22 protein-coding genes are annotated in these 24,927 nt (G+C 67.4%); 7 read left to right on the top strand and 15 right to left on the bottom strand.

What is annotated here, in order from left to right; genetic code table 11:
* Window positions 1-129 precede the first annotated feature (129 nt).
* Complete coding sequence (locus tag ACFT32_RS27880) at window positions 130-1,461, top strand: DUF445 domain-containing protein (protein ID WP_382494529.1); 1,332 nt, start codon at window positions 130-132, stop codon at window positions 1,459-1,461.
* Window positions 1,462-1,528: 67 nt separating this feature from the next.
* A complete protein-coding gene (locus tag ACFT32_RS27875) occupies window positions 1,529-2,983 on the top strand; it encodes an MFS transporter (protein ID WP_382494526.1) in 1,455 nt (484 codons plus the stop codon).
* Between the two features lie 186 nt (window positions 2,984-3,169).
* Here the strand turns inward: ACFT32_RS27875 and ACFT32_RS27870 are convergent, their stop codons facing one another.
* From ACFT32_RS27870 to ACFT32_RS27850, 5 genes are all read right to left on the bottom strand, one after another.
* Window positions 3,170-4,552, bottom strand: a complete 1,383-nt coding sequence (locus tag ACFT32_RS27870) for an alginate lyase family protein (RefSeq protein ID WP_382494682.1) — start codon at window positions 4,550-4,552, stop codon at window positions 3,170-3,172.
* 322 nt (window positions 4,553-4,874) lie between these two features.
* A complete protein-coding gene (locus ACFT32_RS27865) occupies window positions 4,875-5,177 on the bottom strand; it encodes a hypothetical protein (protein ID WP_382494523.1) in 303 nt (100 codons plus the stop codon).
* Window positions 5,178-5,277: 100 nt separating this feature from the next.
* Window positions 5,278-6,438 carry an oxygenase MpaB family protein gene (locus ACFT32_RS27860; protein WP_382494520.1) on the bottom strand — a complete coding sequence of 387 codons (1,161 nt, stop codon included), beginning with the start codon at window positions 6,436-6,438 and terminating at the stop codon, window positions 5,278-5,280.
* A gap of 113 nt (window positions 6,439-6,551) precedes the next feature.
* Entirely contained in the window at window positions 6,552-7,622 is a 1,071-nt protein-coding gene (locus ACFT32_RS27855) for a polyprenyl synthetase family protein (RefSeq protein WP_382494517.1), read from the bottom strand.
* Window positions 7,612-7,890 (bottom strand): polyprenyl synthetase, encoded by a 279-nt coding sequence (locus ACFT32_RS27850; protein ID WP_382494514.1) that lies wholly within the window; start codon window positions 7,888-7,890, stop codon window positions 7,612-7,614. Before ACFT32_RS27850 ends, ACFT32_RS27855 begins: the two co-directional genes overlap by 11 nt.
* A gap of 234 nt (window positions 7,891-8,124) precedes the next feature.
* On the opposite strand from ACFT32_RS27850, the gene ACFT32_RS27845 reads away from it, so the two are divergent.
* Both ACFT32_RS27845 and ACFT32_RS27840 read left to right on the top strand, forming a co-directional pair.
* The gene (locus ACFT32_RS27845) at window positions 8,125-8,946 is read left to right on the top strand and encodes an alpha/beta fold hydrolase (protein ID WP_382494511.1); all 822 of its coding nucleotides are present in this window, start codon (window positions 8,125-8,127) and stop codon (window positions 8,944-8,946) included.
* Window positions 8,947-9,011: 65 nt separating this feature from the next.
* Window positions 9,012-9,503, top strand: a complete 492-nt coding sequence (locus ACFT32_RS27840; RefSeq protein WP_382494509.1) for a MarR family winged helix-turn-helix transcriptional regulator — start codon at window positions 9,012-9,014, stop codon at window positions 9,501-9,503.
* 35 nt (window positions 9,504-9,538) lie between these two features.
* Here ACFT32_RS27840 and ACFT32_RS27835 read toward each other — a convergent pair whose 3' ends face one another.
* On the bottom strand, window positions 9,539-10,879 hold the full coding sequence (locus ACFT32_RS27835; RefSeq protein ID WP_382494507.1) for an alpha/beta fold hydrolase: 1,341 nt from the start codon (window positions 10,877-10,879) through the stop codon (window positions 9,539-9,541).
* Window positions 10,880-10,945: 66 nt separating this feature from the next.
* Here ACFT32_RS27835 and ACFT32_RS27830 point away from each other — a divergent pair, with 66 nt between their 5' ends.
* Complete coding sequence (locus ACFT32_RS27830) at window positions 10,946-11,563, top strand: TetR-like C-terminal domain-containing protein (protein WP_382494504.1); 618 nt, start codon at window positions 10,946-10,948, stop codon at window positions 11,561-11,563.
* Window positions 11,564-11,625: 62 nt separating this feature from the next.
* The gene (locus ACFT32_RS27825; RefSeq protein ID WP_382494501.1) at window positions 11,626-12,207 is read left to right on the top strand and encodes a hypothetical protein; all 582 of its coding nucleotides are present in this window, start codon (window positions 11,626-11,628) and stop codon (window positions 12,205-12,207) included.
* 251 nt (window positions 12,208-12,458) lie between these two features.
* On the opposite strand, the gene ACFT32_RS27820 is transcribed toward ACFT32_RS27825, so the two are convergent.
* From ACFT32_RS27820 to ACFT32_RS27805, 4 genes are read right to left on the bottom strand one after another with little or no spacing between them, the layout of a single operon-like run.
* A complete protein-coding gene (locus ACFT32_RS27820) occupies window positions 12,459-13,037 on the bottom strand; it encodes a DUF5753 domain-containing protein (RefSeq protein WP_382494498.1) in 579 nt (192 codons plus the stop codon).
* A 56-nt stretch (window positions 13,038-13,093) separates the two neighbouring features.
* Window positions 13,094-14,299 (bottom strand): ATP-grasp peptide maturase system methyltransferase, encoded by a 1,206-nt coding sequence (tgmC, locus tag ACFT32_RS27815; RefSeq protein ID WP_382494496.1) that lies wholly within the window; start codon window positions 14,297-14,299, stop codon window positions 13,094-13,096.
* Window positions 14,277-15,284 carry an ATP-grasp ribosomal peptide maturase gene (gene tgmB / locus ACFT32_RS27810; protein WP_382494493.1) on the bottom strand — a complete coding sequence of 336 codons (1,008 nt, stop codon included), beginning with the start codon at window positions 15,282-15,284 and terminating at the stop codon, window positions 14,277-14,279. The genes tgmC and tgmB overlap by 23 nt, the downstream gene beginning before the upstream one ends.
* On the bottom strand, window positions 15,211-15,522 hold the full coding sequence (locus ACFT32_RS27805) for a putative ATP-grasp-modified RiPP (protein WP_382494680.1): 312 nt from the start codon (window positions 15,520-15,522) through the stop codon (window positions 15,211-15,213). The genes tgmB and ACFT32_RS27805 overlap by 74 nt, the downstream gene beginning before the upstream one ends.
* 742 nt (window positions 15,523-16,264) lie before the next feature.
* Between ACFT32_RS27805 and ACFT32_RS27800 the strand changes: the two genes are divergently transcribed.
* Window positions 16,265-17,539: a transcriptional regulator gene (locus ACFT32_RS27800; RefSeq protein ID WP_382494490.1), complete on the top strand. Its 1,275-nt coding sequence runs from the start codon at window positions 16,265-16,267 to the stop codon at window positions 17,537-17,539.
* Here the strand turns inward: ACFT32_RS27800 and ACFT32_RS27795 are convergent.
* The 5 genes from ACFT32_RS27795 to ACFT32_RS27775 form a co-directional block, all read right to left on the bottom strand.
* Entirely contained in the window at window positions 17,520-18,182 is a 663-nt protein-coding gene (locus tag ACFT32_RS27795; RefSeq protein WP_382494488.1) for an HAD family hydrolase, read from the bottom strand. The genes ACFT32_RS27800 and ACFT32_RS27795 overlap by 20 nt on opposite strands.
* 44 nt (window positions 18,183-18,226) lie before the next feature.
* Window positions 18,227-19,198, bottom strand: coding sequence for a hypothetical protein (locus ACFT32_RS27790; protein WP_382494486.1), 972 nt, complete (start codon window positions 19,196-19,198; stop codon window positions 18,227-18,229).
* A gap of 30 nt (window positions 19,199-19,228) precedes the next feature.
* On the bottom strand, window positions 19,229-20,212 hold the full coding sequence (locus ACFT32_RS27785; RefSeq protein ID WP_382494483.1) for a hypothetical protein: 984 nt from the start codon (window positions 20,210-20,212) through the stop codon (window positions 19,229-19,231).
* Between the two features lie 42 nt (window positions 20,213-20,254).
* Window positions 20,255-23,407 (bottom strand): DUF3427 domain-containing protein, encoded by a 3,153-nt coding sequence (locus ACFT32_RS27780; protein WP_382494480.1) that lies wholly within the window; start codon window positions 23,405-23,407, stop codon window positions 20,255-20,257.
* Window positions 23,408-23,817: 410 nt separating this feature from the next.
* The gene (locus ACFT32_RS27775) at window positions 23,818-24,834 is read right to left on the bottom strand and encodes an SEC-C metal-binding domain-containing protein (RefSeq protein ID WP_382494477.1); all 1,017 of its coding nucleotides are present in this window, start codon (window positions 24,832-24,834) and stop codon (window positions 23,818-23,820) included.
* Between the last annotated feature and the right edge of the window lie 93 nt (window positions 24,835-24,927).

Raw genomic sequence — 24,927 nt, 5'->3', positions numbered from 1 at the left:
GGGAAGCTGACAGGACCCCTGGCATTACCCCCTTCCGACAGACGCCGGGAACTCCTGTTCCGTTCCAGTAGTCGGTCAGGAAGGGACAATGTGTGCGGGATCACCAAGCGGGTGGAGCGGATGGAACGGATGAAAGTGGAAGAAAAGGTCGGCGTCGACGGGCAGCATGCCCGCCCCAGCGCCGCCGTGAACCGTGCGATGGCGAGCTTCAGCCCGGCGGACGAGGAGAAACAGCGCGGCGTACGCCGTATGAAACTCACCGCCACCGGTCTCCTGCTGTTCGTGGCCGTGGTCTACATCCTCGCCAAATGGGCCCAGAACTCCGGCGCAGGCCCCTGGGCGGGCTATGTCGCCGCCGCCTCCGAGGCCGGCATGGTCGGTGCGCTCGCCGACTGGTTCGCCGTCACCGCCCTCTTCCGACACCCCCTCGGCATCCCCATCCCGCACACCGCGATCATCCCCACCAAGAAGGACCAGCTCGGCGTCTCCCTCGGCGAGTTCGTCGGCGAGAACTTCCTCTCCGAGGACGTCGTACGGCAGCGGCTGCGCGCCGTAGGCATCGGCAGCCGCCTCGGCGCCTGGCTCGCCGTCCCCGAGCACGCCGACCGGGTCACGGCGGAGCTCTCCACCGCCCTCAGGGGCGCCCTGACGGTCCTGCGCGACTCCGACGTCCAGGCCGTCGTCGGCGAGGCCATCACCCGGCGCGCCAACGCCCAGGAGATCGGACCCGGCATCGGCAAGATGCTGGAGAAGGTCGTCGCCGACGGCGGCCACAAACGCGTCGTCGACCTCATCGTCACCCGCGCGCACGACTGGCTGGTGCTGCACCGCGACGAGGTGATGGACGCCGTGGAGGGCGGCGCCCCCGGCTGGACGCCGAAGTTCGTCGACAAGAAGGTCGGCGAGCGCGTCTACAAGGAGCTGCTGCGCTTCGCCACCGAGATGCGCGACATGCCCGCCCACCCCGCGCGCGGCGCCCTCGACCGCTTCCTCACCGACTTCGCCTCCGACCTCCAGTCCGACACCGAGACCCGCGCCCGCGTCGAGCGGCTCAAGGGCGAGGTGCTGGGCCGCGGCGAGGTCCAGGACCTCATCGCCAGCGCCTGGACGGCCGTACGATCCATGATCGTCGCCGCGGCGGAGGACGAGCGCAGCGAGCTGCGGCTGCGCGTACGGGCCTCGCTGATCTCGCTGGGCTCCCGGATGGCGGGCGAGCGCAAGGTGCAGGACAAGGTCGACAAGTGGGTGGAGGACGCGGCCGTCTACGTCGTCACCACCTACCGCAAGGAGATCACCTCCCTGATCACGGACACGGTGGCGAGCTGGGACGCCGAGCACACCACGCGGAAGATCGAGGCGAACATCGGCCGCGACCTCCAGTTCATCCGGATCAACGGCACGGTGGTGGGCTCGCTGGCGGGCCTGCTGATCTACACGATCTCGCACGCGCTGGGGGCGTGATGCTTCAGGCGTAAGAGAAGCCGGTCAGGGCACTCGACCCCGGTTCCGCTCGACGAGGAGGGGGCCCATGACCACCGCGCAGGCCGGGACCGGCCGCACCATCACCACCGACATCCCCGCCCGGCTCGACCGCCTCCCGTGGTCGCGCTGGCACTGGACGATCGTCCTCGGCCTCGGCACCGTGTGGATCCTCGACGGCCTCGAAGTCACCGTCGTCGGCAACATCGCCAGCCGCCTGTCGGAGCCCGACAGCGGCCTGCCCATCACCTCCGGCCAGGTCACCGGCATGGCAGCTGCCCTGTATGTGGCGGGAGCCTGCATCGGCGCCCTGTTCTGGGGCCGTCTGACCGACAAGTGGGGGCGCAAAAAACTCTTCATGATCACCCTGGCGGTGTATCTGGGGGCGACGGCGTTGACCGCCATCTCCTTCGACACCTGGTGGTTCTTCCTCTTCCGCTTCCTCACCGGCTTCGGCATCGGCGGCGAGTACGCGGCGATCAACTCCGCGATCGACGAGCTGATCCCCAAGGAATACCGCGGCCGCACCGACCTGATGATCAACGGCAGCTTCTGGCTGGGCGCGGTCGGCGGATCCCTGCTGTCGATCGTCGCGCTGGACACCGACATCTTCGCGGCGAACGTCGGCTGGCGCCTCACCTTCGCGCTCGGCGCGGTCCTGGCCCTGGTGATCCTGCTGGTCCGCCGGCACGTCCCGGAGAGCCCCCGCTGGCTCCTCATCCACGGCCGCGACGACGAAGCGGAACGCATCGTCTCCGCCATCGAACGCGAGATCGAGGAGGAGCGGGACGAGCCGCTGCCGCGCCCCGAGGGCGAGATCACCATCCACCAGCGCCGCAGCGTCTCCTTCCTGGAGATCGGCCGCACGGTCTTCTCCGACTACCGCCGCCGCGCGATCCTCGGCTTCTCCCTCTTCATCGGCCAGGCCTTCCTCTACAACGCCATCACCTTCGGCTTCGGCGCGATCCTGACGACGTTCTTCGACGTCCCGAGCGGCAGCACCGGCTACTACTTCGCGGTCATCGCACTCGGCAACTTCTTCGGCCCGCTGCTCCTGGGCAAGCTCTTCGACACGGTGGGCCGCCGGATCATGATCTCCGGCACCTACCTGCTCTCCGGCCTGCTCCTCTTCGGCACGGCCTGGCTCTTCGACCAGGGCTCGCTGAGCGCGACCACCATGACGGCGTGCTGGTGCGCGGTCCTGTTCTTCGCCTCGGCGGGCGCGTCCAGTGCCTATCTGACGGTCTCCGAGGTCTTCCCGATGGAGACCCGCGCCATGTCCATCGCCTTCTTCTACGCCATCGGCACGGCGGCCGGCGGCATCAGCGGCCCGCTCCTCTTCGCCGACCTCACCAGCACGGGCAAGATCGCCGACACGGCCCTCGCCTTCCAGATCGGAGCGGCCCTGATGTGCCTGGCGGGCCTGGCAGCGGCGATCCTGGCGGTGAAGGCGGAACGCCGGTCCTTGGAGGACATCGCGAAGCCGCTGACGGCGGAGACATAGCTGCGGGCATGCGTGCCTCCCCCAGTGCCTTAAGGGCCTGGGAGGTGCCCCCAGGGCGGCACGGGTGGGCGGTGGGGGTCCCCCCGCTCGAGCGAAGCCGAGAGTGGGGGAGGCACCCCGTCGCGCCGGGTTGCGCACCCACCCGCCCTCAGCCCGACCCGCAGCACCCCGCAACCGCGCCGGCCGCTACTTGGCCCCACCCCGCCGCCGAAGCATCAGCACCCCACCCCCGACAGCGGCAAGCCCGGCCGCCGCAACCCACCCGACCCCACCTTCAACACCGGTCGCAGCAAGATCCCGCCCCACACCGGCAGAGGGCGAAGCCGACGCACGCACCGCCCCCTGCGGCCGCGCCCCCTCGCCGACTGCCTCGTCCCGCCCCCGGGTGAACGCCAACGTCCCGAACCCGAGCTGGTCATAACCCCCACTGTTGGGCCCGTAATCCCCACCCCCACCCTCAGGCGCAGCCTTCGCCGCGGCCCGCGTCACAAACGACGCCGACAACCCCCGCCGCTTGGTGTAGTGGTTGGCGATCATCGCCCAGATCGGACGGGTCATCCCCGGATCCACAGCCGCCGCGTCGGAAGCCGTCTCACTCCCCGACCACCCCCCGATCGCCCCCTTCCTCCGCGTGTTGGCCGTATACGGCACATCACCCCCGAGGCTCCACTTGGCCACGTACTCCGCGCCCTTGAGGAACCGGCTGTCGTCGTACCCGTACAGATCGATGCCCTGGTTCCACGCCATCTCGCACACCGTGCCCATCAGCCCGACCCCGAGCAGCGCATGCCCCTGATCGCGCCCGGCCTCGACCCACTCCGCGAGCCCGTCGCCGTGCACCACGGGAATGGCATGCCGGACCGACCCCATCCCCTCCCCGTGCTTGAAGTACTCAACGGCCCGCTTCACGACGGCCCGGTCATCGCAGAAGATCCCGGTCGCGAGCACACAGGCGAGGGCCGTCAGATCCCAGTTGGGCCAGTAGTTGGTGACGACGGCGTTGTTGTGATGGCTCAGGAAGTCGTCGCTGAGCGGAAGGAAGACCTCCGACAGCAGCTCCCGCGCCCGCCCGAGATCGAAGTCAGCGTGGTCGCGTACGAGTTCGGCGGCGTTGGCGAACTGATACCCGTACAGCCCCGCGGCCAGGAACCGGTCGGCCGAGCCCTGGATCGAGGTCAGCTTCCCCGACCAGGCGTTCAGGATCGCCACGGCGGTGTCGGCATGCGCGTCCTCGCCGCTGACGTGGTACCGCAGGGCGTTCTGGTAGGCGGCGTGGATGTCGTTGTAGAGGGCCGCGTAGTTCTGGGGCGACCCCGACCCCCGGTACACCGTCGCCTGCGGGTTGGCCCGCCAGCCGCTCTGCGCATGCCGGTTGGCGGTGAGCTTGGCGAACCCGGCCGCGTAGGGCCTGGCGCCCGCCTTCACTTTGGCGGCCATACGGCCCAGGTCGGCCCGGGTGTGCAGCAACCCCGGGTGGGCGAAGGGAGCGTCGGCGGCGGAGGCCGGGGCTGCGAGGGCGACCGTACCGATACCGATACCGGCGCCCGCCGCACCCGCTGCTTTCAACATGCTCCGGCGGCTGATCTGTCGTGTCACGTCGTCGTACCTCAGCGTCGTAAGTCGCGTGCCTGTGGGGGACGGTGAGGAGACGGCGGGCGGTGACGGCGATAACAAAAACTGCGGTACAGTTGATCTGCATCCGGCCGCCGGAAATCCGGCTGAAGGATCGTGCGTTGGTGGTCCAAGGAAAGACGCCCCGCTTCCTGCGGGGAAATGCAGGTGCAAGGCCTGCCCGGCGCTCCACAACAAGAACCCGGCCCTGGGATTCAGGGCCGGGTTCTTTGTCGTGTCTGCCGGTCGTAGCTGCCGGTCGTGTCCGCCGCTGGTCGGGTCAGCCGCGCCGGTCGGCCACGACCCAGGACGCCACGGCCACAGCCCCCGCCACTCCGAACACGGCGGGCCAGGCGCCCACCCTCTTGGCCAGCGGATGAGACCCGGCGAAGGCGGCGACATACGCGGCCGACAACACCCCCGCGGCCACCCCGCCGGCCTGCTGCCGCCACTGCCGCGCGGCCGCCGCCCCGGCGACCGCGAGCACGGCCCCGCCGAGCGGCCGCTGCCTGGTCCAACGGGCCACGCCGTACCCGCCGACCAGCCCGCTCGCGGCGACCACCGCGCTGGGAACCTTCGCCATACCTGCCTCCTGCTGCACTCGTGCGGGTCCCAAGGCTAACTCCGCAGGTCGGCGGCTGTTCGCGGTACCCGATCCCCAGCAGGCCGGACCCGGCAGAGGATCAGAAGAGCGTGGGGGCCGGCGGAGCCCACCGGCTGGTGCGGGGCACCGCGCTGGAGACGCCGTAGTCCTTCCTGAGCTGTTCGGGGATCGCGTAGTGCATGACGCGTCCGCGGGTGAGGGTGGACAGCTCCAGGACGCTGGTGAGATGGCCGAGACGGTCCAGGGCCCAGGCGCCGAACGGGGAGTGGTCCTCGATGCTCTCCAGGACGCCCAGGAGATGGGGCGCGGCCTTGACGACGGTGTCCCACGACGTGCGCGGCACCTGGAGCCAGTCGGCGCAGGTGTCGCCGACGAGGTAGCGGATGAGGGCGGATACGACCGGGTCGAAGAAGGTGCCGGGCACCACTTCCTCGTAGAGGTCGATCAGTTGCCGGGTCAGGTGAGTCCCCTCCTCGGAAGGGCCCATGTGCCGGACCATGTACAGGTCGAGGAACCGGCGGGCCTCGTCGAGGGTGTGGGGCACGGCGTCCTGGTCGACGCCGAGCATCGCGCCGACGACGCGCCACGCGTAGTAGTAGGCGTCCGCGCCCTCCTCCGACATGTGGATGCCGAGGCGATGCAGGCTGTCCAGGACGAGCATGGAGAAGAACATCTGCCCGCCGATCATGTCCTCCTGGCAGATCGGCGTCCCGTGGACCTCGGTGTCCCAGCGGTTCTCGCGGGCGAGATGGTGACGGATGGACGCGTGCAGGAGGCGGACCTTCTGGGCGGCGGGAACGAAGCGACCGCCGGCCTCGAAGGCGTCGGGCTGCATCAGATAGACCGTGAACTGCCCGGTCTCCGCCATCCGCTTGGAGGGGTACTTCAGCCCGTGGGTGGCCGACAGCAGCTTCGCCACACGCGGGACGAGGTAGCAGGCGGGCATGGAGGCGAAAGACAGCGCGGTGGAGATGTGCACGTTGTTGTCGATGAAGAAGAGCCGGGCCTTCTCCATCTCCCCCCAGTCCACCCAGGCCGGCGGGGTGCGGGTGCTCTCCAGGTACTCGCGGGCGACATCGGGCAGCCCGTCCGGCAGGGGAGCGCCTGCCGTCGAGACGTACCGCATCAGGGTGTTGAACTTGCCCACCTCCCCGCGTTCGAAGAGCGTGGCGACGGTGGCGTCGGCGAGTTCGTCACCCGCCTGCCGAAGGGCGTCCATCGATGCCTCGGTACAGGTCATGGCAGGGCTCCTTGTCATCCACTTGTCATCCACGGGTTCGTGTCCACGACAGACGGGAGACCGGTCGCCGCCCGGGCCGGTACAGGCATGCGCCGACCCGGTACGACGGCCGGTCAGAACAGACGGACCGCAGCCGAATGCGCGAGCGCGGTCAGGGCGGCGGCGGAGGGCGTCGGCACATCCAGCCCGTGCAGGGCATCGAGGGCCTCCTCGACCCGCGCGCTGATCATGTCCTCGATACGGTCGGGCGCCTTCAACCGGCACATCACCTCGCGCACGGCGTCCAGCTCCCGCGTGTCCAGACCCTCCGAGTCCAGGTCGTCCCGGCCCAGCAGGGCGCGCAGCAACTCCCGCTCCTCCTCCCCGGCCAGCCGCCATGTCTCCGCCAGCAGGGCCGTGGGCCTTCGGCCGCGCACATCGTCGGCGTTGGCCTTGCCGGTGTGGTCCGGGTCCCCGAACAGGCCGAGCAGGTCGTCCCGGAGCTGGAACGCCTCGCCCAGCGGCAGTCCGTACGCGGAGTAGCCCTCGCGCAGACGCCCGCCCGCTCCGGCCAGGGCGCCGCCGATGAGCAGGGGCTGCTCGACGGTGTACTTGGCGGTCTTGTACCGGATCACCTTCAGCGAGACGGCGGTGTCCGGACCGGCGCCGGTCCGCAGGATCTCGAGACACTCGCCCGCGATCAGCTCACGGGCCATCAGCGACCACAGCGGCCGGGCCCGGACGAGATACGCCGCGGGCAGACCGCTGGTGGCGAACAACTGCCCGGCCAGCGCCATCAGCAGATCACCCACCAGCATCGCCAGCGACCGGGCGGCGGCGTCGGCGTCCGGTCGGCTCCCGACCGTACCCCGCAGCGCGACATGCGCCGTCGGCCGCCCGTGGCGCAGCGGGCTGTCGTCGATGAGGTCGTCGTGCACCACGGCGGCGGCGTGCACCAGTTCCATGGAGGCCGCCGCCCGCACCAGCGCGTCGCTGTCCGGCTGCCCCGCCGCTCGCCACCCCCAGTAGCAGAACGCCGCCCGCAGCCGCTTGCCGTCCGCGACCGCCGCCTCCAGGTTCTCCGCCACGTCCGCAAGCACCGGATCGATCGCCGCGAAAGCGTCCGCCTCCTCGGCGACGAACCCCCGCAGCACCTCGTCGACACGGACTTTGAACGCGGCCGGCTCCCACCGGTCAGACGCCACCGGCGGCCCTCCGGGCCTGGGCGTGCTGCGCGAGGATCTCCAAGTGGGCCGGAGGCACGGCCGCGTACCGGTCCAGCGCCAGACGCCCCCGCGCCACGAGGTCGTGCTCGGCCTCCGCCGCCAGCTCCGCAGCGTCCGAACGGCGCAACAGCCCCCGCACCGTCCCCACGGCCGAACCCACCGTACTCACCGCCAGATCGGCCAGCCCGGCCGCCAATAACACCGCCTGACCCTCCAGGCCCCGGCATCGTTCCGTTTCCTGCGTCATGTCATCCCCCACCCGACGATGAACATCCGGGCAGCGCTGGTCACGCACCGCCCCTTCGAGCATCCGCTCGCGCGGGCCGCGGGGGCGGAGGAACTCACGAACGAGTGACGTAACCGTCCGACTGTGCGAATCACGGACGCGCTCCGGGGATGGCACCTCCCCCCGTCAAACGACTGGCGGCGACCGCCGCGGACCGCCAGGCTGGCCCGACCAACGCCGCTCAAGGAGGGCCAGTTGAAGACCGTCCGCACCACCTCCACGACCCTCACCACCCCGGACGGCACCCGCATCGCCCACCACGACCACCGCCCCGAACGGGAATCCCCAACCCCCTTCCTCCTCCTGCACGGCCTCGCCGGCCACCAGGGCGAGTGGGACGCGGTCGCCGCCCGGCTCCTGTCCGACGGCCACCGCGTGGTGACGTACGACGCCCGAGGCCACGGCGCCAGTACCCGCGCCCCCGCGACCACGACCCGCGCGGCCCACGTCCAAGACGCGGTGACCCTGATCGAGGAACTGGCCCTGGCCCCCGTCACCCTGCTGGGACAGTCCCTCGGCGGCCACACGGCGATGCTGCTGGCCGCCTCCCACCCCCACCTGGTCACGTCCCTGATCCTGGTCGAAGCGGGCCCGGCGGGCCCGACCCCGGAACTCCCCGCGCGGATCGCGGCCTGGCTGGACAGCTGGCCGACACCGTTCAAGTCGCTGGAGGCCGCGAAGGCCTTCCTGGGTCATGAGGCCTGGACGAGAACCCTGGAGCAACGAGAGGACGGCTGGCACCCCACCTTCGACCGCGCCACGCTCATCGCGTCGGTCGCCGAACTGGCCACCACCGCCTACTGGCCCCAGTGGTCCCAGATCACCTGCCCCACCCTCCTCATCCAGGGCGAACACGGCACCATGCGCCCCGACGAGCCCACCACCATGCTCACCCACCGCCCGGCCACCCACCTCACCCGCATCCCGGACGCGGCCCACGACGTCCACCTGGACCAGCCGGACCGCCTCTACGAGGCGATCAGAACCTTCAACTCCTGGCCGCGCTCTGGTCCTTGACCTCAACCAAAGTCGAGGTCCTACGTTGATCGCGTCCGGGCAACCACGAGAGGGCGAGGACGGATATGAGCACCGACACCACCATGGACCTCAAGGAGTACACCCACGAGGAACTGGCCGCCCAGCCCATCGGCGCATGGACGGGCATGGCCTACCGCACGGTGGTAGGAGCCATCCGCGCCCAACTGGCGGTCGAGGACCTCACCCAGCCCCACTGGTGGACCCTGAACCACGCGGCCGGCGCCCCCGGCACATGGACCCGCCCCACCCTGACCGCCCGCCTGCTCCCGTACGACGACCTCGACACCGACTTCGACGAGGTCTACGACGACCTGGTCACCCGCGGCTGGCTCACCGAGAACCCCACCACGGGAACCATGACCCTGACCGACGCGGGCGAGGCAGCCCGCCTCCGAGCCAGGGACCGCAACCAGCGCGTCCACCACCAGACCCACCAGAACATCGACCCGGCCGACTTCGTCACCACGATCAACGTCCTGCGCCGGATAGTCGCCAACCTCGGCGGCGACGGAAACCTCCCCGACGAGGGCAAATAGTCCGGCAGTCATGGCGGGAGGACCACCCCCCTGACTCACTTGTGGTCGCGCAGGAAGGCGGGAATCCCGTCCCTGGTCGGATAGTCCGGCAGGGGCGCGGGCCCGTCCTGAAGGAACGCGGTGATGACGGCGGCGGCTCGGTCGTTGTTGTCGTCGAGGCCGTTCCACATGTGGTGTCCGACGCCGGGCATGTACTGCGTGCGCTGGATGGCGGGATCACCGGCAAGGACGGCGGTCGCCCATTGACGGACCTGCGAGGAGCACTCGGCGATCATCAGCATCGCTGGGGTCTTGGAGCGCCTCAGCCGCGGGGCCAGGGAGGGTGAGTCCTTGATCGTCTGCTGGACGCGGAGGCTGGCGGCGGCGCTGAAGGAGAAGTTCTGCGCGGTGTCCTCGGCCGGGATGTGGTGCGCGTCGCGCGCGCAGTAGGCGGACGCGGTGTCGCTGCCGAGGTCGGCGGCGGTGAAGGCGTTGACCCCTTCGGCCTGCCCGATCAGCCCCGTGCCGGGGGTGAGGAGCCCGAGCCGCATGAGGCCGAACGCGACGGCGTACCGCGGGAGATGCGTCGACCGCGGCCCGGTCATCGCCGGCGCGAGGCCGCGCGCGGTCGGCCGACCTTTGTGCCCGGCGATACGCGCGGTCGGTCCGTCCATAGGGCCGGGCTCTGCGACGATCGCCCGGTGCAGACGCGCGGCGACACGCGGGTTCGCCAGGGCCCGGGTGAGCACGACCCCGCCCGCGGAGAACCCGAGGACGTCGGCCTTGCCCTTGCCCAGGCGGTCGACGAAGGCGGCGAGGTCGCGGACCGACCTGGAGATCGTGTACTGGTCCATGGGGAGCAAGTCGCTTCGCCCGCCGCCGGCTTGTTCGTAGGCGTAGACGTCGTGGCCCTGCCGCGCCAGGAGCTGTAGGAACCGGTGGTCCTGAACCGAGATGCCGCGAACCGGCCCGCCGTTGAGGTACACCAGCGGAACGGGGTGCCGGGTGCCGGTCTTCGCTTTCGCCGGCGGGTAGTGATACACCGCGACCCGGCTGCCTGTGTCCAGGGTCCAGTGCTGGGTGGCCACGAACGGCAGGGCGGGCGGGGACCGCCGTGCCGCGGGCTCGGTCGGGACGCAGACCGACGCCGTCAACGCCGCCGCGACGACCACCGGCAGAAACGGCGCGAGCCGCGCCGCCCGGGTGCGACGCCGACCCCGCCACAGTGCGGCGACGGTCCCGATTCCAAGGGCCGTCAGCCATGCGCCGATCCCTGAGCCCGCCCCGTCCGTGAGGACGATCGTGACGAGGAAGACGGCGACCAGCGTCGCGACGGCGGCAAGGGCCAGCAGTAACCGTCCGGTCAAGCGGGCAAGGCGTATGGCGAACGTGGGCACGACGACCTCCGAAGTTTCAAAACACTGTTTCAAAACGACGTTACCAAAGAAGGTAGGCTCTTCGTCATGGGCAGGCCCAGAACGAACGACGCGACCGTCAAGGCCCGACTCGTGGAGTGCGCGACCGAGCTGCTCGCCACCCGTCCGCAGGAGTCGGTCACCGTCCGCGCCGTGGCCACGGCCGCCGAGACGTCGACGGCGGCGGTGTACTCCCTGTTCGGCGACAAGAAAGGCCTGATCGGAGCGGTCCGCGACAGAGCCGTCGCCAGCCTGTTCCAGGCCGTGACGGCGGTGCCGACCTCCGAGGACCCCCTCGCCGACATCTACGCGCTGGCCACCGCCTACCGACGATGGGGACGCGAACACAGTCACCTGTACTCGGTGCTGTTCGGCGGAGTGCAGTCCTTCGAGCCGTCGGAGACGATCGGTACCGATGACCCCGTCCGGCCCCTCATCGCGGCGATCGACCGGGCCCTGACAGAGTCCGTCCTCGACGGCGAAGCGACGTCCATCGCCCTCTCACTCTGGGTGACTCTGCACGGGCTGGTGACCCTCGAACTCGCCGGAGCCTTCGACGCCCCCACAGCAGAGGCCGCGTTCAGATCGACGATCCTCGCCACACTGCGTGGCTGGACGACCCCCGAGGTCTTCCGCAGCCTTCGACAGGACGAACCCGCCCCCTGACCCCCCTCCCCCTCTCAGAAATCCGAGCGCACCCCGAGACGGAGCACTGCCACGCTCCCCTCATGGACAAAGCCGGAACCGCAGACACACCCGCCGCCGCTCCCTCGGCCCTCCTCATCGGAGGCCGGGCCGGCGTGGGAAAAACAACGGTGGCGTGGGAGGTCGCAGCACAACTCCGCGCCGCCGACATCTCCCACGCCATCATCGAGGGCGACTTCATGGGCCAGGTCTATCCGCCCCCACAGAACGACCCCCACCTCTCGACGATCGCAGAGCGCAACCTCAAAGCCATCTGGACGAACTACGCCCGACTCGGCTTCCACCGCCTGATCTACACCAACACCCTCAGCATCCTCCCCGAGACGGCCCCCACCTTCCACCGCGCCCTGGGCCCGGACGTCCACATCACCCGAGTCCTCCTCACAGCCACCGACACCACGACCCACCAACGCCTGACGGGCCGCGAGCTGGGCTCAGAACTGGACAAGGAACTCCGAAGCAGCGCCCGCAAGGCCCGCCTGCTGGAGGAGCTGGCCCCGGCCGACACGGTACGAGTACGGACCGACGGACGCCGGATCGTCGACATCGCGCGCGACGTACTGACGGCAACCGGCTGGACCCGAAACGACCGGGCAGCACCATGACTTCCCCGAGGCAAGAGCCGCCCCCCCAACGCACCAGCTACCCGGCCACGGCCGCGCACCCCTCCCCACCATCCCCGCCGCCCCACCCTCGGGCCGCCCGGCCGGTAGATCCCCGCGGTGGAGGGGCGAGCGTCAAGAGTGAAGCGAAGCGCAATCGGCGCCAGCCGACGCCCGAAGGGCGCTCTTGACACTCACCCCGGAACCGCCAACCTCAGGAGAACCGGGCGGCCGTGAGTACCTTTCAGCCAACGTCACGATTGCAGGACCGCCAGCCAATCGCCGAGCAGCTCCCTTGCAGCATCGTCCACACACGCATGCTCGGCAAAGTAGTCGAACAACCGACCGTAGTGCTGAACGCCCGCCGCATCGCGCAATACCACCCGACCAGTGAAGACTTCCAACGTCGTCATGGTGGTGTCGTAGACGGTGAAGGTGTTGAACGGAGCTTCGGAGACCCGAACCGACAGTGGAAGAACCCGGAGATCCACATTCGGACGGTGCGAGAGGGCTACGAGATGCTCGATCTGCCGTGCCATGACGGCGGAATCGCACAACTGCCACCGAATCGCCGACTCTGTGAGCAAGAACTCGAACCGCTTGTCGAGGTCGTCGAGTACGGCCTGCCGCTCCAGCTTCTGTGCGATTACGCGCTCGGTGTCCCCCACGGCGGACGCCGACGTCCGCGTCATGACCTGTCGCATGTACTCGGGCGTTTGGATCAGGCCGGTGGGAATCGCGGGAAGAAAGTACCGCAAGTGCCTAGCGCTGACTTCCTGAGTTGCTAGGTCATGCTGGACACCGGTCGCGCTGGACGCTGGTTCCAACTTCACATGAGCTCCTCCGGGCAATCGGCTTCTCATGACGTGTTCGCTCCCCGCTCCGGCAACTATTGAGTGACTGCGGGCAGCGACAGACCAGGCATCTTCGGGTGCTGCAAGAGCTGCCTGCCGTGGCACACGCGCAGCACGAATGTCTCGGGCCCTGGGCGGCCTGCCGCGTCGAAGGCATTCAGAACTTCCTCGATGTGTTCCCACAACTTCACCGGTCCGCCCTCGCGCACATCCCAACCACCCTCGCCAGACGTGAGAGTGGCCGCGGATCCACTCACGACGTCGATGAGGTGTACCACCTCGCCGATGGTGATCAACTGGGCGTTCGGCACCGCGCATTGGACCAGGAACCGCAGGTGGTGTGCTTCGTCTGTCGCTGCCATGAGGCGCTGCGGACCGTGCTGGGCCTGGCGGGGCCTGTCCGACAGGCCGGCGGCCCAGTGGGCCGGGTTACCGAACGCCGGTGCGGCATGAGTCCGGACGGCCATGAAGGAGACCGCGCCGGGCAGCAGCGCCCCCTCTGCCGTGCCGTCCTCGGCCACGGTGAGCAAGACACGGGCGTATCCGTAGAGCCATCCCGACAGGCTGAGCAGGATCTTTCCACCCGGTCGGGTCTGGGTGAGCAGCGCGGGTGGGACGGCACGGAAGGAACAGGCAGCCACGATTCGGTCGAAGCGGGCCTCGGGCCAGTAACCGTACAGTCCATCCGCTACGGCCAGGGTCGGGGTGTATCCGCAGCCGTGCAGCGCACCCGCCGCCGATTCCAGTCGCCGCTGGTCGACCTCGATGCTGGTGACATCCCCGGAGTCGAGGCGCTCGCAGGCCAGAGCGGTTGAGTACCCGGTCCCGGTCCCGATCTCCAGCACCGTGTGCCCCTCTGCCACTTCGGCGTCGGCCCACATACGCACCACCAGGGACGGCAGCGTGGACGACGAGGTAGGCGCACCACCAGAGCGGACGACCGGAGCCTTCCACTCGGGCTCTTCCCCGTCGAACTGGGTGATCAGCGTGGTGTCGGAGTACGCGGCTGCAAGCCACCGCCCGTAGTCGAGCTCGGCGGTGACCGGCTCCCACACCGTCAGTCCCTGCTCGTCGCGCTTGTCGGCGGGCAGGTAGAAGCCGGGCACGAACCGGTGCCGTGGCACCGCCTCCACTGCCGCCCGCCAGGCCGGTTCCACAAGGACACCGTCTTGGGCGATGGTGTCCGCCATGGCTTCGCGTAGGCGGACCGCGTCGGTCTCAGGGTCGGCGGGCATCGCCATGACCTGGCGTCTCCTTCCGTACTTCCGTGCTCAGAATGTCGGCGAACGCCTCGGCGATGTCCGCGGCGTCCGGGAGCCAGCCCCACTGCCCGTTCGGGTTGCACTCGATGGCCCACCAGTCTTCGGGATCGCTCCCATTCCCGGTGAGTGCGAAGTCGAAGCAGCCGAAGACCAGGCCGAAGGAATCCAGGTACTCATGCAGGGCAATCTCGACCACGGCCGGAACTGCGATGGGGGCATGCACCAGTTCGTCCCAGTCACCCCGACGCCAGTCGAGGGCCCCCTCGGGCGGAGTGATTCGCTGGGCGAAGATCCGATGGCCGACCATGGTGATTCGTACGTCCCCGCTCTTGGGCACCTCGGCCTGGAACATGTGCGCGGTCACTGCCAGCGTGTCGTCGAACGTGCCAGGCTCCACGCGCTGGGTCCAGATCGCGCCGGTGTGCCCGTCTTCGCTACGGGGCAGTCCGCGGAATGTCTTGTAGACGACATGCCGGTGGTCCGCAGCGAACTCCTGCGCCGCTTCCCACTCATTGGTGATGAGGGTCGGCGGAACACGTAACCCAAGCTCGGCGAACTTCTGCAACTGAGCTGGCTTGAAGTCCGCACGCGCCACCGCGTGCGGATGATTGACGTACAGCACCTCCCGGAGGCCGTTCAGAACACCGCCGAGTCCGTGTCTGGCCTCGGCGATCGCGAAGTCCCGTTGCTGCTGTGGCAGAAGCTCGAAACGGGTGGTGTACGGGGTGGGGCGCCGGTAGTAGACCGCCGCCACGTCCTCCACCTCCACGTCTCGACTCGGCGTGCGCAATGTCCCACGCCAAACATGGGTGTCCGGTCCGAGGAGGAATCCGAAGGTCAGGTCGGGCCCGATGTCGGCGGGATCGACCCGTACGACGCGCAACTCACGCCTATTCAGAGCCCCGATGACGCGGTCCGCTGTGAAGTCTTCCAGGGCTGTGACGACCAGGACAGTGGAGGCCATCGATCAGTCCGACTCGTAGTCGGTCGTGTTGGTCGTCCTGCGTCTGCGGCTGCGGATTCTGCCCGTCGCCACCCCCGGAGACTGACGCGGTACCGGTCGTCCTCGATGTGCCGTGCTTGCCCATCTCGACCACCTGGCCGACGGCATCCGTATACCGAGCTGTCTGGGAAGGTCCGTCCAGCGCGACGGTCGTGTATGACGGCGGGCGTACGGGAAGCCGGTCGGTCACCAGCTGCATGGCCCACGGGCGCTGAGCTGCCACAGTCGTCTTGAGTCCACCCGTGTCGTGCGGACAGACCTCAGCCTCCACGGCCAGTCGAGAGCGGCCTGCTTCGACGAGGCCGATGACTGAATGCGGTGGACACAGATCACCCGCGTGCCGCGGTGGAACCACCCAGTACGTGCCCGGTGGTTGCTGTCGGTCGATTCGCGGCACTCCCAAGTAGGTGCCGTGACCAAGGCACGTCGCGGTGCTGTCGTGGGCCCAGACGTCACCGGCATGCCCGTCGACCAGTGCGTAATACGTGCCACCCGCCACTCGGCGGTCGTAGATGATCGCGCCTCCCAGTAACTCGCGCAGAGCCGTCGCCACTCGGTCTTGATCATCTGACTGAACAGCGGCATGCACGACCTCGGACGCGATACGCACTGCCGCGAACCGCTCACCGAGAGGCAGAAGCGCGATGCCCTGTGAGGCCCACTCCGTCCGTACGCGCTCGGGCACCGGGTGGGTCCGAGCGAGCCACTCCGAGATCCTTCTGTCCAAGCCCTCGTGTGTATGCACAGCGTGCTCCCCTTGCTGTCCGTCGGTCGGTACGGCAAACAGAGTCGTCGACTGGCGTCGACTATTCGAGGACTTCAAGGGGCCGTTAAAGGGACCTGGAAAGGGCCTGTATGACTCCCTGAGAGGGAGAGGGTGTCCTGTAGCGGACCTTCGTGGGAGGGTGGGAGCCAAGTTGTCAGCAGGAGGAGGTGGCCCCGTGCCAAGGCCCACAGGCAACGTTCGACTCAAGGCGGCTCGGGTGGCCGCCGGCTTCAACTCACAGCAGGACCTGGCCGATGCCCTCACCGAGCACGCGAAGGGCATGGGCATCCGTGGCTTGTCCGTCGGGGTCCGCCAGGTCCGCCGCTGGGAGTCGGACAATCCACCATGGCCGCAACCGGACTGCCAGCGTGTACTCGTACACCTGCTTGGCCAGAACATGGAGTCCCTCGGGTTCACGCCCCCGTGGGGTTCGGAGGGTGCAACACCCGACCCCGTCCGACGCACACTGGTCGCCGGTGGGGCGGCGGCCTGGGGTTTGGCGATGCGGCCAAGCAGGGCCACAGCCGTATCGCAACCGGCCACGGCCGGAACGGACTTCGAGGCAGTCACCCGTTCTCACCGTCGGCTCTACTGGTCGGTCGCGCCGACCAAGCTGCACCCGGCTGTCCTGGCACACGCGACGCTCGGCTGCGCCCTACTTCCGGAGACGTCCGACTCCACCCGACGTACGATCGCCGCCGCGCTGGCGGAGACCTACCTCCTCGCGGGCCGGATCGAGTTCTTCGACCTCTCCGAGCCGACCACCGCACACGAGACGCTGCTCTTCGCCCTGCAAGCCGCAGGCGAGGCCGACGATCCGTTGCTCGGTGCGGCGATCATCGCGCACATGGCCTTCATCCCGGGCTGGGCAGGAGATCAGGAGGGAGCCCAGGAACGCATGATCGCGGCGCGCACCTACGCGCGCCGCGCTCCTGCCTCCGCGGAATTCCTCGCGTGGCTGGACGCCGTCGAGGCCGAATGCGAGACGAGGTGCGGCAACACCCGCACCGCCCTGCACCTGATCGGCCACGCCGAGGACATCCTCGGGGACGGCAACGAACACTCCTCACCGCAATGGATGGACTGGTTCTCCCCAGCGCGGCTCGGGGCCTTCAAGGGCAATACCCAACTGCTCGCCGGCCACCTCCCGCAAGCCCGAGCGGCACTGCTCCAGGCGCTGGAAGCCATGACCCCAGGAGAAGAGAAGCAACGCACCGTTGTCTACGGAGACTTGGCAGCCGTCGAGGCTGCATCCGGAAACCCCGACGCAGCCTGCGAGTACGCGGGCAAGGCGCTCGACCAGTTGGCGCGCACCTGGTACGCCACCGGCATGGACCGCGTACGCGAAGTCCGTCGTGCGCTGACTCCTCACCAACACCAGAGCTGCGTCCGCGACCTCGACGACCGCCTGTATGACTGGTCTACGACACTCAGTGTGCTGAGGCGTTGAACGCGCGCACTCGGTCACCCAATTCCAGCAGCCCTTCGACGCGGAAGGTCGGCAGCTCCCTGGCCTCGGTGCTGTCCCACTGAATGGTGGCCCACGGCCCGCGATGCACAAGCGCTGTGTGCATGCCCGCCTGAACGGCCGGCCTGATGTCGTTGTCGCACCGATCGCCGACATACAGAATCTCGCCGACCTCAAAGGGCACCGCCTCGGCGACCCGCTTGAAGAACTCGGGGTCGGGCTTGCTGGCGCCCCAGTCGTCGGACGTACCGATCAGGTCGACGTCGTTGGAGAACAGGTCCCGCAGGATCCCCCCGGCCCGGACGGTCTGATTCCCAGCGATACCGAGCCACAGCCCGTCGGCCCGGAGCTGCCCCAGAGCTGGCCGGACGTCCTCATACAGATCGTCTTCCCCAAAGCTCTCCGGCTGCCCGGCAGCGGCCCGCTTCTCCCGTTCCTCGTAGAGATCGAACCCGGGCCGGAACGCCTGGAACGTCTCCCGGTAGTCCCGGCCCTGGGCGATCACGCCCCCGAACATCGCGTGGAACGTATGCCGCGGTACGCCCAGCCAGTCGGCCCAAGTGCCGTACTCCCGAGTCTCGTCCACGAGGCACTCACCTACGTCGAAGACCACTGCGCGAATCATGTGGAAAGACTATCCAAGAGGTGCCCTAGCCGAACGGGTCGGGCTCACTGGGAAGTGGATATCTCAGAGCTCGAAGGTATGGCGAAGTAGGGTTCGGGCCACTCAACGGAGCCGTCTGCGTCGGCTTGGGCCACGTGCTGTAGGAGCAGTGCTGTGGGATTTTCTATGTCGCGGTCATCGTCACCGACGAGGAGGGGTGACGTTTGGGGTATCGATGGGTAGTCGATACCCAGCAGCTTGCATATGTGCTCGAAATCTTCGTTCTTGTTTCCGTCGCCGAGGTTTCCGTGGAGGTAGTCGCGGAGGCGCGAGCAGATATCGAGCATCGCATTTCCACTGTCCGTCACGCTGTAGAGACCCCCTTGCGGGCTGTCGCTCGACAGGAATCCTATGATGAAGAGCCGCTCCGTTTCGAACTGGAGAGCGCCCAGGTTGACGTCTAGAGCCTTGGCTATGTGTCGGTGGTTGCGAAAGCCCTGCTTCTTGACGTGAGACAGGATCCTGAGCGGGAGGCCGGGGCGCCGTGACGACGCGAAGCGCGTCACATCCGGGGGAGTAATCCCTCCTAGGGCTACTTGGAGGAGTAAATCCTTGGTTATCTCCTCCTTCAAGAGGTTGTGGACGGTCGTGCGGGACTTATCGTCGTCCGCGTCAAAGTCCGCCGGCACCCAGAAGACGCGCAGGCGAGACAGGCTCCCGGGCATGCTACGAAGGTAGTCCTGTGTTACCTCGGCGAGGCGCGCACGGCTACGGCTCTGGTGCCGCGCGATGTATACCGCCGCGGCGATGTCCTTCTCAAGGAGCAGGGTTCTGAGATCCTTGTCAATTCCGTCCCCGTCGTGCTTCCAGAGAGTCTGCCCTGCAACTACCTTTGACCAGTCCTTCTTTAAGTCGCAGGAGAAGTCAAAGCGCTTGCGCTGGCCTTCTGTGTAGCCAAACAGTGTTGAGTTCGAGGCGCTGTCCATGATCTGGAGAGCCGTGTCCGACAGGAAAACATGCTCTGGTGACTCTGCCATGATTGCTCCAAAGAGGTTTGCAGGGTGCTGTTACTTGGTCGCGCATCTCGTGTAGCCATCGACATCGTCGTAGACGAGGTCGATGCCCTCCGCGTGAAGTAGATTCAGCAAGTCGTCCTGCGGCTTCTCCGGAAGCAGTACGGTCAGTTTGGGGTCGCGCGGCTTGATGTGCCGTACAAGGTCCTTCAGTTGGCCTATGGCCATACGTACTTCGTCCCGACTGCTGGCGCCTCTGATCGCATACAGTTCATGCATGGTGGCGTCGTAAAGGTCGGTCTTGAGCGTTTTGGTCGTACCGGAGATCTTTATTTGGTACGCGAAGACTTGATGCTCAAGGTTTGTCAACTCCTCGAGGTACTGCTCGCGCAATGCAGATTGGCGTAGATCGGCTATGAGGCTCGGCTGTGCAGCCCGCCTGCTTTCTGACGCACGCTTCGTCTTCGGCTCCAACATTTTGCAGGCGACTACAGTGGCGGAAACCCTGTGGGTGTCGGTCTCCTTCGCGCGACTGATGACATCCTGAGTGAGGCGCTCAGAGTCTCCCTTAGGGCGAAGTCGGAAGACGATGATGCGACGGCGCTCACGGTTCTCGTCATGTGCCTCACGCACTGTGTACGGCAGCTCTGCATCGAGCTCGAATTCGCCTACGTACCGTTGTTGCTTAGCGGAGGATGTTGGATCGGGAACCTTCCCTGCTGCCATGAAGACTCGCAGTGACTTTCCGCTGTCTGCGTGACATAAGACGGCTGCGTTGCGGGAGCCGTTCAGCCCCAGAAACGTTTGCTCTCCGCGGGTGCCCTGGCCGGTGTACTCGAACACCGGCCCTCGTTCGTCCTCTTCCTCTAGCCAGCCGTCCTCGTAGCCGTACTTCTTGCCACTGTCGTGATCTACGTAGATGAGGATGTTCGGGGTGGTGTCGGAGGGGATGATCCCTCCTTGCGTCCCTCCGCCGAACAGCTTCTTCATCGCTGCGCGCGTGGTCATCAGCCCGGGCTTGATCGAAGCTAAGTCCATGCTCTGACGTTAGCTGATCACTCTGACATCGAACGTGGCCAACTAGCTTGCGTTGATGGCCGCGTACGACCAGACGTCGGCCGGCAGCTCATGCTCCATGCGCCACGTGATCGCCATCGGCTTGCTGCCAGCGTGGCCTTCGTAGGTGGCAGGCCCGAGAAGCATCCAGGGCTGAGACTTACCGATGTCGGTGTTCTTGTAGCGACGCATGAAGAGCAGGACATGACTGCTTCGCTCGGCGTGATGCTGGTAGCGCTGTCCTGTTGGGGAGCTCTCGGCTATGGAGTTCTGGGACTCCCAGTGGAAGAGCGTCGGGCTCAGCGCGTAGTCCTTGTACCTGACAGTGGGGGAGAAGTCCTTCTCGTTCTTCTCCAGGGTGATCAGAAGGGCGTCCGTCTGGAGGTCCTCGACCCACTGGACGCCCTGCGCGAAGGACCTGGGCATCTGGCCGCCGAAGCGTGCTACGCCGAGGGCGGCCAGAATCTCAGAGCGGTTATAGGAGGAGTGGACCCTTAGCGGGAGTTGGCTGTGGCTGCCCGACAAGGGGATCGGGAAGTGGTCCGCCTGCTCGATCACGTAGGACAGGACCTGGCGCAGCTCGTCGCGCAGGACCGGTTGGTCGCGGAGCGCGTCGAGGCCTTGCTGGAAGCTGGTGAAGCCACCAGCGTTGTCCCACAAGTTGAAGAAGAGCATGCGGGCATAGGCCTGGTCCGTGGGGTTCAGCTCGTCGTATGGCGGTACTTCGTCAGCGAGTAGACGGAGGTAGGCGTTGGCTCGGGCAGGGTCATCGACGTGCAGGAAAGCGTGGACGCGTTTGAGGAGTGCCGGTTCGCCACTAGGAGCAGCAGCTCTGAGTAGGCCGGCTCGGCGCAGGATGGTTGTCCAGGAGTTGTCGCTCTTGTACAACTCCTTGATCTCCCTGCGGCTCTCCCGCAGGTAGTCGCGTAGCTGTGGCGTCTCATAGGCCTTGACTTCCTGGACCAAGGTCTTGACGGTAGCGCTCAGCTGCGTACGGATGTTGTCCAGCACCAAGTTCTTGGCCTTGCCTTCCAGGATGATCTGGCATCCCGATGGAAGGAGCGGGAAGTCGTGCTCGATGTGATCGACGAGCCGGTTCCTGGAGAGGTTCGTCAGAGCTCGGAACTGCTCTTCGAAGCGGAACTCTGCCCGGTGCTGTCCGATGAAATCGAGGACAGTGAGCACGGGCTTCATCTCGGTGCGACGTAGTCCACGGCCTAGCTGCTGGAGGAAGACCGTGGCGCTGTTGGTGGGGCGCAGAAGCAGAAGCGTGTCGACATCGGGAATGTCGAGGCCTTCGTTGAACAGATCCACGGAGAAGATGACTTGCAGCTTCCCTGCTCGCAGATCAGCAAGAGCTTGAGCTCGCGATGCAGCAGGTGAGTCGCTGGTGAGCGCGGTTGCTTGAAAGCCCGCCCTTCGGAAGAAGTCCGCCATGAAGCGGGCGTGCTTCTTGTCCACGCAGAAGCCCAGCGCACGCATGGCTCCGGGCTGGGAGACCTTGTCTCGGATCTGCTTGACGACGATACGGGCACGTGCCTCATTGCCCGTGTAGAGGTTGCCGAGGTCCTGGTCAGCGTACGCGCCCCGCTGCCAAGTGAGGTTCGTCAGGTCTGTGCCATCGGGGATCCCGAAGTAGTGGAAGGGGCAGAGTAGGTCGTTCTCAAGGGCCTCCCAGAGTCGCATCTCGGCTGCGATGCGGCCCTCGAAGAACTCGTCCTGGACATTGAGCCCGTCCATCCGCTCGGGGGTAGCGGTCAGGCCGAGAAGTTCCTTGGGCTTGAAATGATCGATAACTCGGCGATAGGTGGTGGCCGTGGCGTGGTGGAACTCGTCGATCACGATGATGTCGAAGTGGTCGGGAGCCAGCTCTTCAAGCCGTTGGACGTTCAGTGATTGGACGCTGGCAAAGACGTGGTCCCATGCCTGCGGGTCCTCGCCGCCGTAGAGCAACTCGCCGAATGAGGCATCGTCCAAGACCTCTCGGTATGTCCGCAGAGACTGCTTGAGGATCTCCTTGCGGTGTGCGACGAACAGCAGCTTAGGTCGACGGTCGTCAAAATTCTTGGCCAGGCTCCGGTAGTCCACGGCGGCCATGACGGTCTTGCCTGTGCCGGTTGCTGCGACCAACAGGTTGCGATTGCGCCCTCGGAGCTCACGCTCTACCCGTAGGCGCTCCAGCATGTCCTGTTGATAGGGGAACGGGCGCACCTCCAGCCCAGAGAGGTTGATCTTCAGGTCAGTGGTGGAGGCGGTACCGCTTGCCTGAGCCAGAGCGTGGTCGAGGCGCTCGGTGTGGTGATCGGGGTCGTACGTCTCGAACGCGGAGTCGTTCCAATACGCGTCGAAGGTCGCCTCGAACTTGTTCAGCACCGCCGGTGTAGCGATGGAGGACAGGCGGACGTTCCACTCCAAGCCATCGAGGAGTGCGGCCTTCGAGAGGTTGGAGCTGCCGACGTACGCCGTGTCGAAGCCCGTGTGGCGCCTGAAGAGCCAGGCCTTGGCGTGCAGTCGCGTGGATCGAATCTCGTAGTTGACCTTGACCGTAGCGCCGAAGTCGCGAACGAGGCGGTCGAGTGCGTGGCGGTCGGTTGCGCCGATGTAGGTAGTCGTAATGACACGGATCGGCACGCCCCGCTCCTTAGCAGCGCGCAGTGAATCCTCGAGGACGCGAATGCCGTACCACTTCACGAACGCGCAGAGCAGGTCAATGCGGTCTGCCGTAGCGAGCTCTGCCCTGAGCTCGGAGCCGAGACTGAGGTCTTCTGGAGAGTTTGTGATGAGCGATGTCTCGGACAAGGGAGTGAGGGGGCGGAGGGCGTAGACGCCCGGAGCCTCCTGCTGGGCAAGAGCAAGGAGCTGTCGAGGGCCTTCGGCGATGGTGCTCGTGCCTATGGCCTTGGCTTCGCTCGGGTCGGCGGCGCCCGTTACCAGGGATTCGAGGATGCGGTTCGCGACGGCCACACGGTCTTCGGGCGGAAGCTCGCTGAGCCTCTGACTGACGGCTTCACTGATGTAGCGAGCTAGCACATGGGGCGTGGACTCTGGCGTGACTTCGGCATCGATTGCCTTCCACCCTGCGGCGGTGAATCGCTCCAGCTCGTCATGCAAACCATGGGTGATCAGCTTCTCGTAGACACCCGCGATCGGCTTGGACAGGCCCCCATGTTCTGCCACGACTGCTCCCCTGATCCCTCGTGGTTCTCGTACACGATCACGCGTGACGATGTGGATCTGTTCTAACAGCAATCACTGACATTCGAGGGGCCATACCGAAAGGTGGGCGGCCGTTGCTGCTGGCCGCCCGCTTCTTGTCAGTGTCACGCTTCCACGGCCCGCATCAAGGGCGCTCCACTCCGCTGCGCTGCGTTCCGCGTCGGCTGCGCCGATGGCCCTGCGGGCCACCCTTGACCCGGGCCGCTCCAGCGCGGGAGAGAAGCGAGCGGGCGGCCCGGGGGAGCGGGGGTCACGGGTTCGTAGCGCGGCTGCGAGCTGTTCAGCCGCCCGGCGGTGGCGGACGCGTCAGCGGCTCTGGGCACGCCGGGTCGGCTCAGCGGGGTGGGGACGGTGGGTGGTGCGCCCTCGGCTCAGGTGGTGGTGCCGTGGCACTGGCCGTAAGGCTGGCCCGAGTCGCACCAACAAGCTGCCCCCTGCTGCGGCGGCCAAGGCACCGCCCGCCCCCGGGCCGCCAGTGTCGTGGCGTACTGGGGGAGCAAGGTCGCGTCCGACGGGGACGACAGTTCCGATGCTGCGAAGGCCTCGTAGGAGGGGACCGTGCCCGTGACGATGCCGAGGTTTGGGGTGCCGGAGGAGGCGAGTTCTCGGAGGGCGGACTCTATGGTCGCGAGGTGGGTCTCGTGGGTCGGGTACTCCGTCGTGAGGGACGGGTACGCCTCGAGGAGTTCGGTGAGTTCCGTGGCCGGCCAGTGGAGGATCGCCACCGGGAACGGGCGGGACAGGGCCTCTCTGTAGGCGCCGAGTTCCGCTCGGAGGCGGAGGATCTCGGCCTCGAGTTCTGCCGGGTTCTCCGAGCCCAGGGACCAGACGCGCTTGGGGTCGTGGAGTTCGTCCAGGGTGATCGGGAGGGAGTGGACCGTGTCCGCCAGGGCGTCCCATTCGTCGTGGGACTCGCCCAGCATGCGCCGTACGCGGTGGCGGCCGAAGAGGAGGGGGTGGGTGGCGTAGGGGGGCTCCGCCACGTCCGTCAGGAGGCGGTGTACGGCCTCCGTGAACGTCTCGTGGGCCGCTTCCAGTTCGTCGTGGGATTCGAGGGCTTCGGCCACGATGACCCAGGGGGCCGGGTCCTGGGGGGAGGCTGCCCGGACGCCCTCGATGATCGCCCTGGCCTCGGCCTCATGGCCGTACTCCCAGAGGTTCGAGGCCTTGAGCGCCCGTACCAGGTGGGGGTTGTCCAGGCCGGCCGCGGAGGACAGCAGGCGGTCGTAGAGCGTGGACGCGGTGGGGCGGTCGCCGGAGAGTTCCAGGTGGGCCGCGGCTCGTAGCAGCAGGGCCTCGGCGTCCTCGGGGTACAGGCCGGCGGTCCGCTCCAGGCGTGCCGCTTCGGCGGTGTGGTCGACGTTTTCGGCAGGCGTGTCGGGGCGCATGGGGGACACCGTACTGCCGGGAGGTGACGAGCGTGAGAGATGTGCAGGCCAGACACCTGTACCCGCGGATTCCCCGTGCTCGCCACCCAGGCT

The sequence above is a fragment of the Streptomyces sp. NPDC057002 genome, from assembly GCF_042673825.1.
GTDB lineage: Bacteria > Actinomycetota > Actinomycetes > Streptomycetales > Streptomycetaceae > Streptomyces.
Note: the sequence above shows the minus strand (reverse complement) of the source record. Positions and strands in the feature narration are given on the sequence as shown.

Coding starts and splice junctions, on each gene's coding strand:
- ACFT32_RS27880 (WP_382494529.1), top strand. CDS start 130: ATGAAAGTGGAAGAAAAGGTCGGCGTCGACGGGCAGCATGCCCGCCCC.
- ACFT32_RS27875 (WP_382494526.1), top strand. CDS start 1,529: ATGACCACCGCGCAGGCCGGGACCGGCCGCACCATCACCACCGACATC.
- ACFT32_RS27870 (WP_382494682.1), bottom strand. CDS start 4,552: ATGTTGAAAGCAGCGGGTGCGGCGGGCGCCGGTATCGGTATCGGTACG.
- ACFT32_RS27865 (WP_382494523.1), bottom strand. CDS start 5,177: ATGGCGAAGGTTCCCAGCGCGGTGGTCGCCGCGAGCGGGCTGGTCGGC.
- ACFT32_RS27860 (WP_382494520.1), bottom strand. CDS start 6,438: ATGACCTGTACCGAGGCATCGATGGACGCCCTTCGGCAGGCGGGTGAC.
- ACFT32_RS27850 (WP_382494514.1), bottom strand. CDS start 7,890: ATGACGCAGGAAACGGAACGATGCCGGGGCCTGGAGGGTCAGGCGGTG.
- ACFT32_RS27840 (WP_382494509.1), top strand. CDS start 9,012: ATGAGCACCGACACCACCATGGACCTCAAGGAGTACACCCACGAGGAA.
- ACFT32_RS27830 (WP_382494504.1), top strand. CDS start 10,946: ATGGGCAGGCCCAGAACGAACGACGCGACCGTCAAGGCCCGACTCGTG.
- ACFT32_RS27825 (WP_382494501.1), top strand. CDS start 11,626: ATGGACAAAGCCGGAACCGCAGACACACCCGCCGCCGCTCCCTCGGCC.
- tgmC (WP_382494496.1), bottom strand. CDS start 14,299: ATGGCGATGCCCGCCGACCCTGAGACCGACGCGGTCCGCCTACGCGAA.
- tgmB (WP_382494493.1), bottom strand. CDS start 15,284: ATGGCCTCCACTGTCCTGGTCGTCACAGCCCTGGAAGACTTCACAGCG.
- ACFT32_RS27805 (WP_382494680.1), bottom strand. CDS start 15,522: ATGCAGCTGGTGACCGACCGGCTTCCCGTACGCCCGCCGTCATACACG.
- ACFT32_RS27795 (WP_382494488.1), bottom strand. CDS start 18,182: ATGATTCGCGCAGTGGTCTTCGACGTAGGTGAGTGCCTCGTGGACGAG.
- ACFT32_RS27790 (WP_382494486.1), bottom strand. CDS start 19,198: ATGGCAGAGTCACCAGAGCATGTTTTCCTGTCGGACACGGCTCTCCAG.
- ACFT32_RS27785 (WP_382494483.1), bottom strand. CDS start 20,212: ATGGACTTAGCTTCGATCAAGCCCGGGCTGATGACCACGCGCGCAGCG.
- ACFT32_RS27775 (WP_382494477.1), bottom strand. CDS start 24,834: ATGCGCCCCGACACGCCTGCCGAAAACGTCGACCACACCGCCGAAGCG.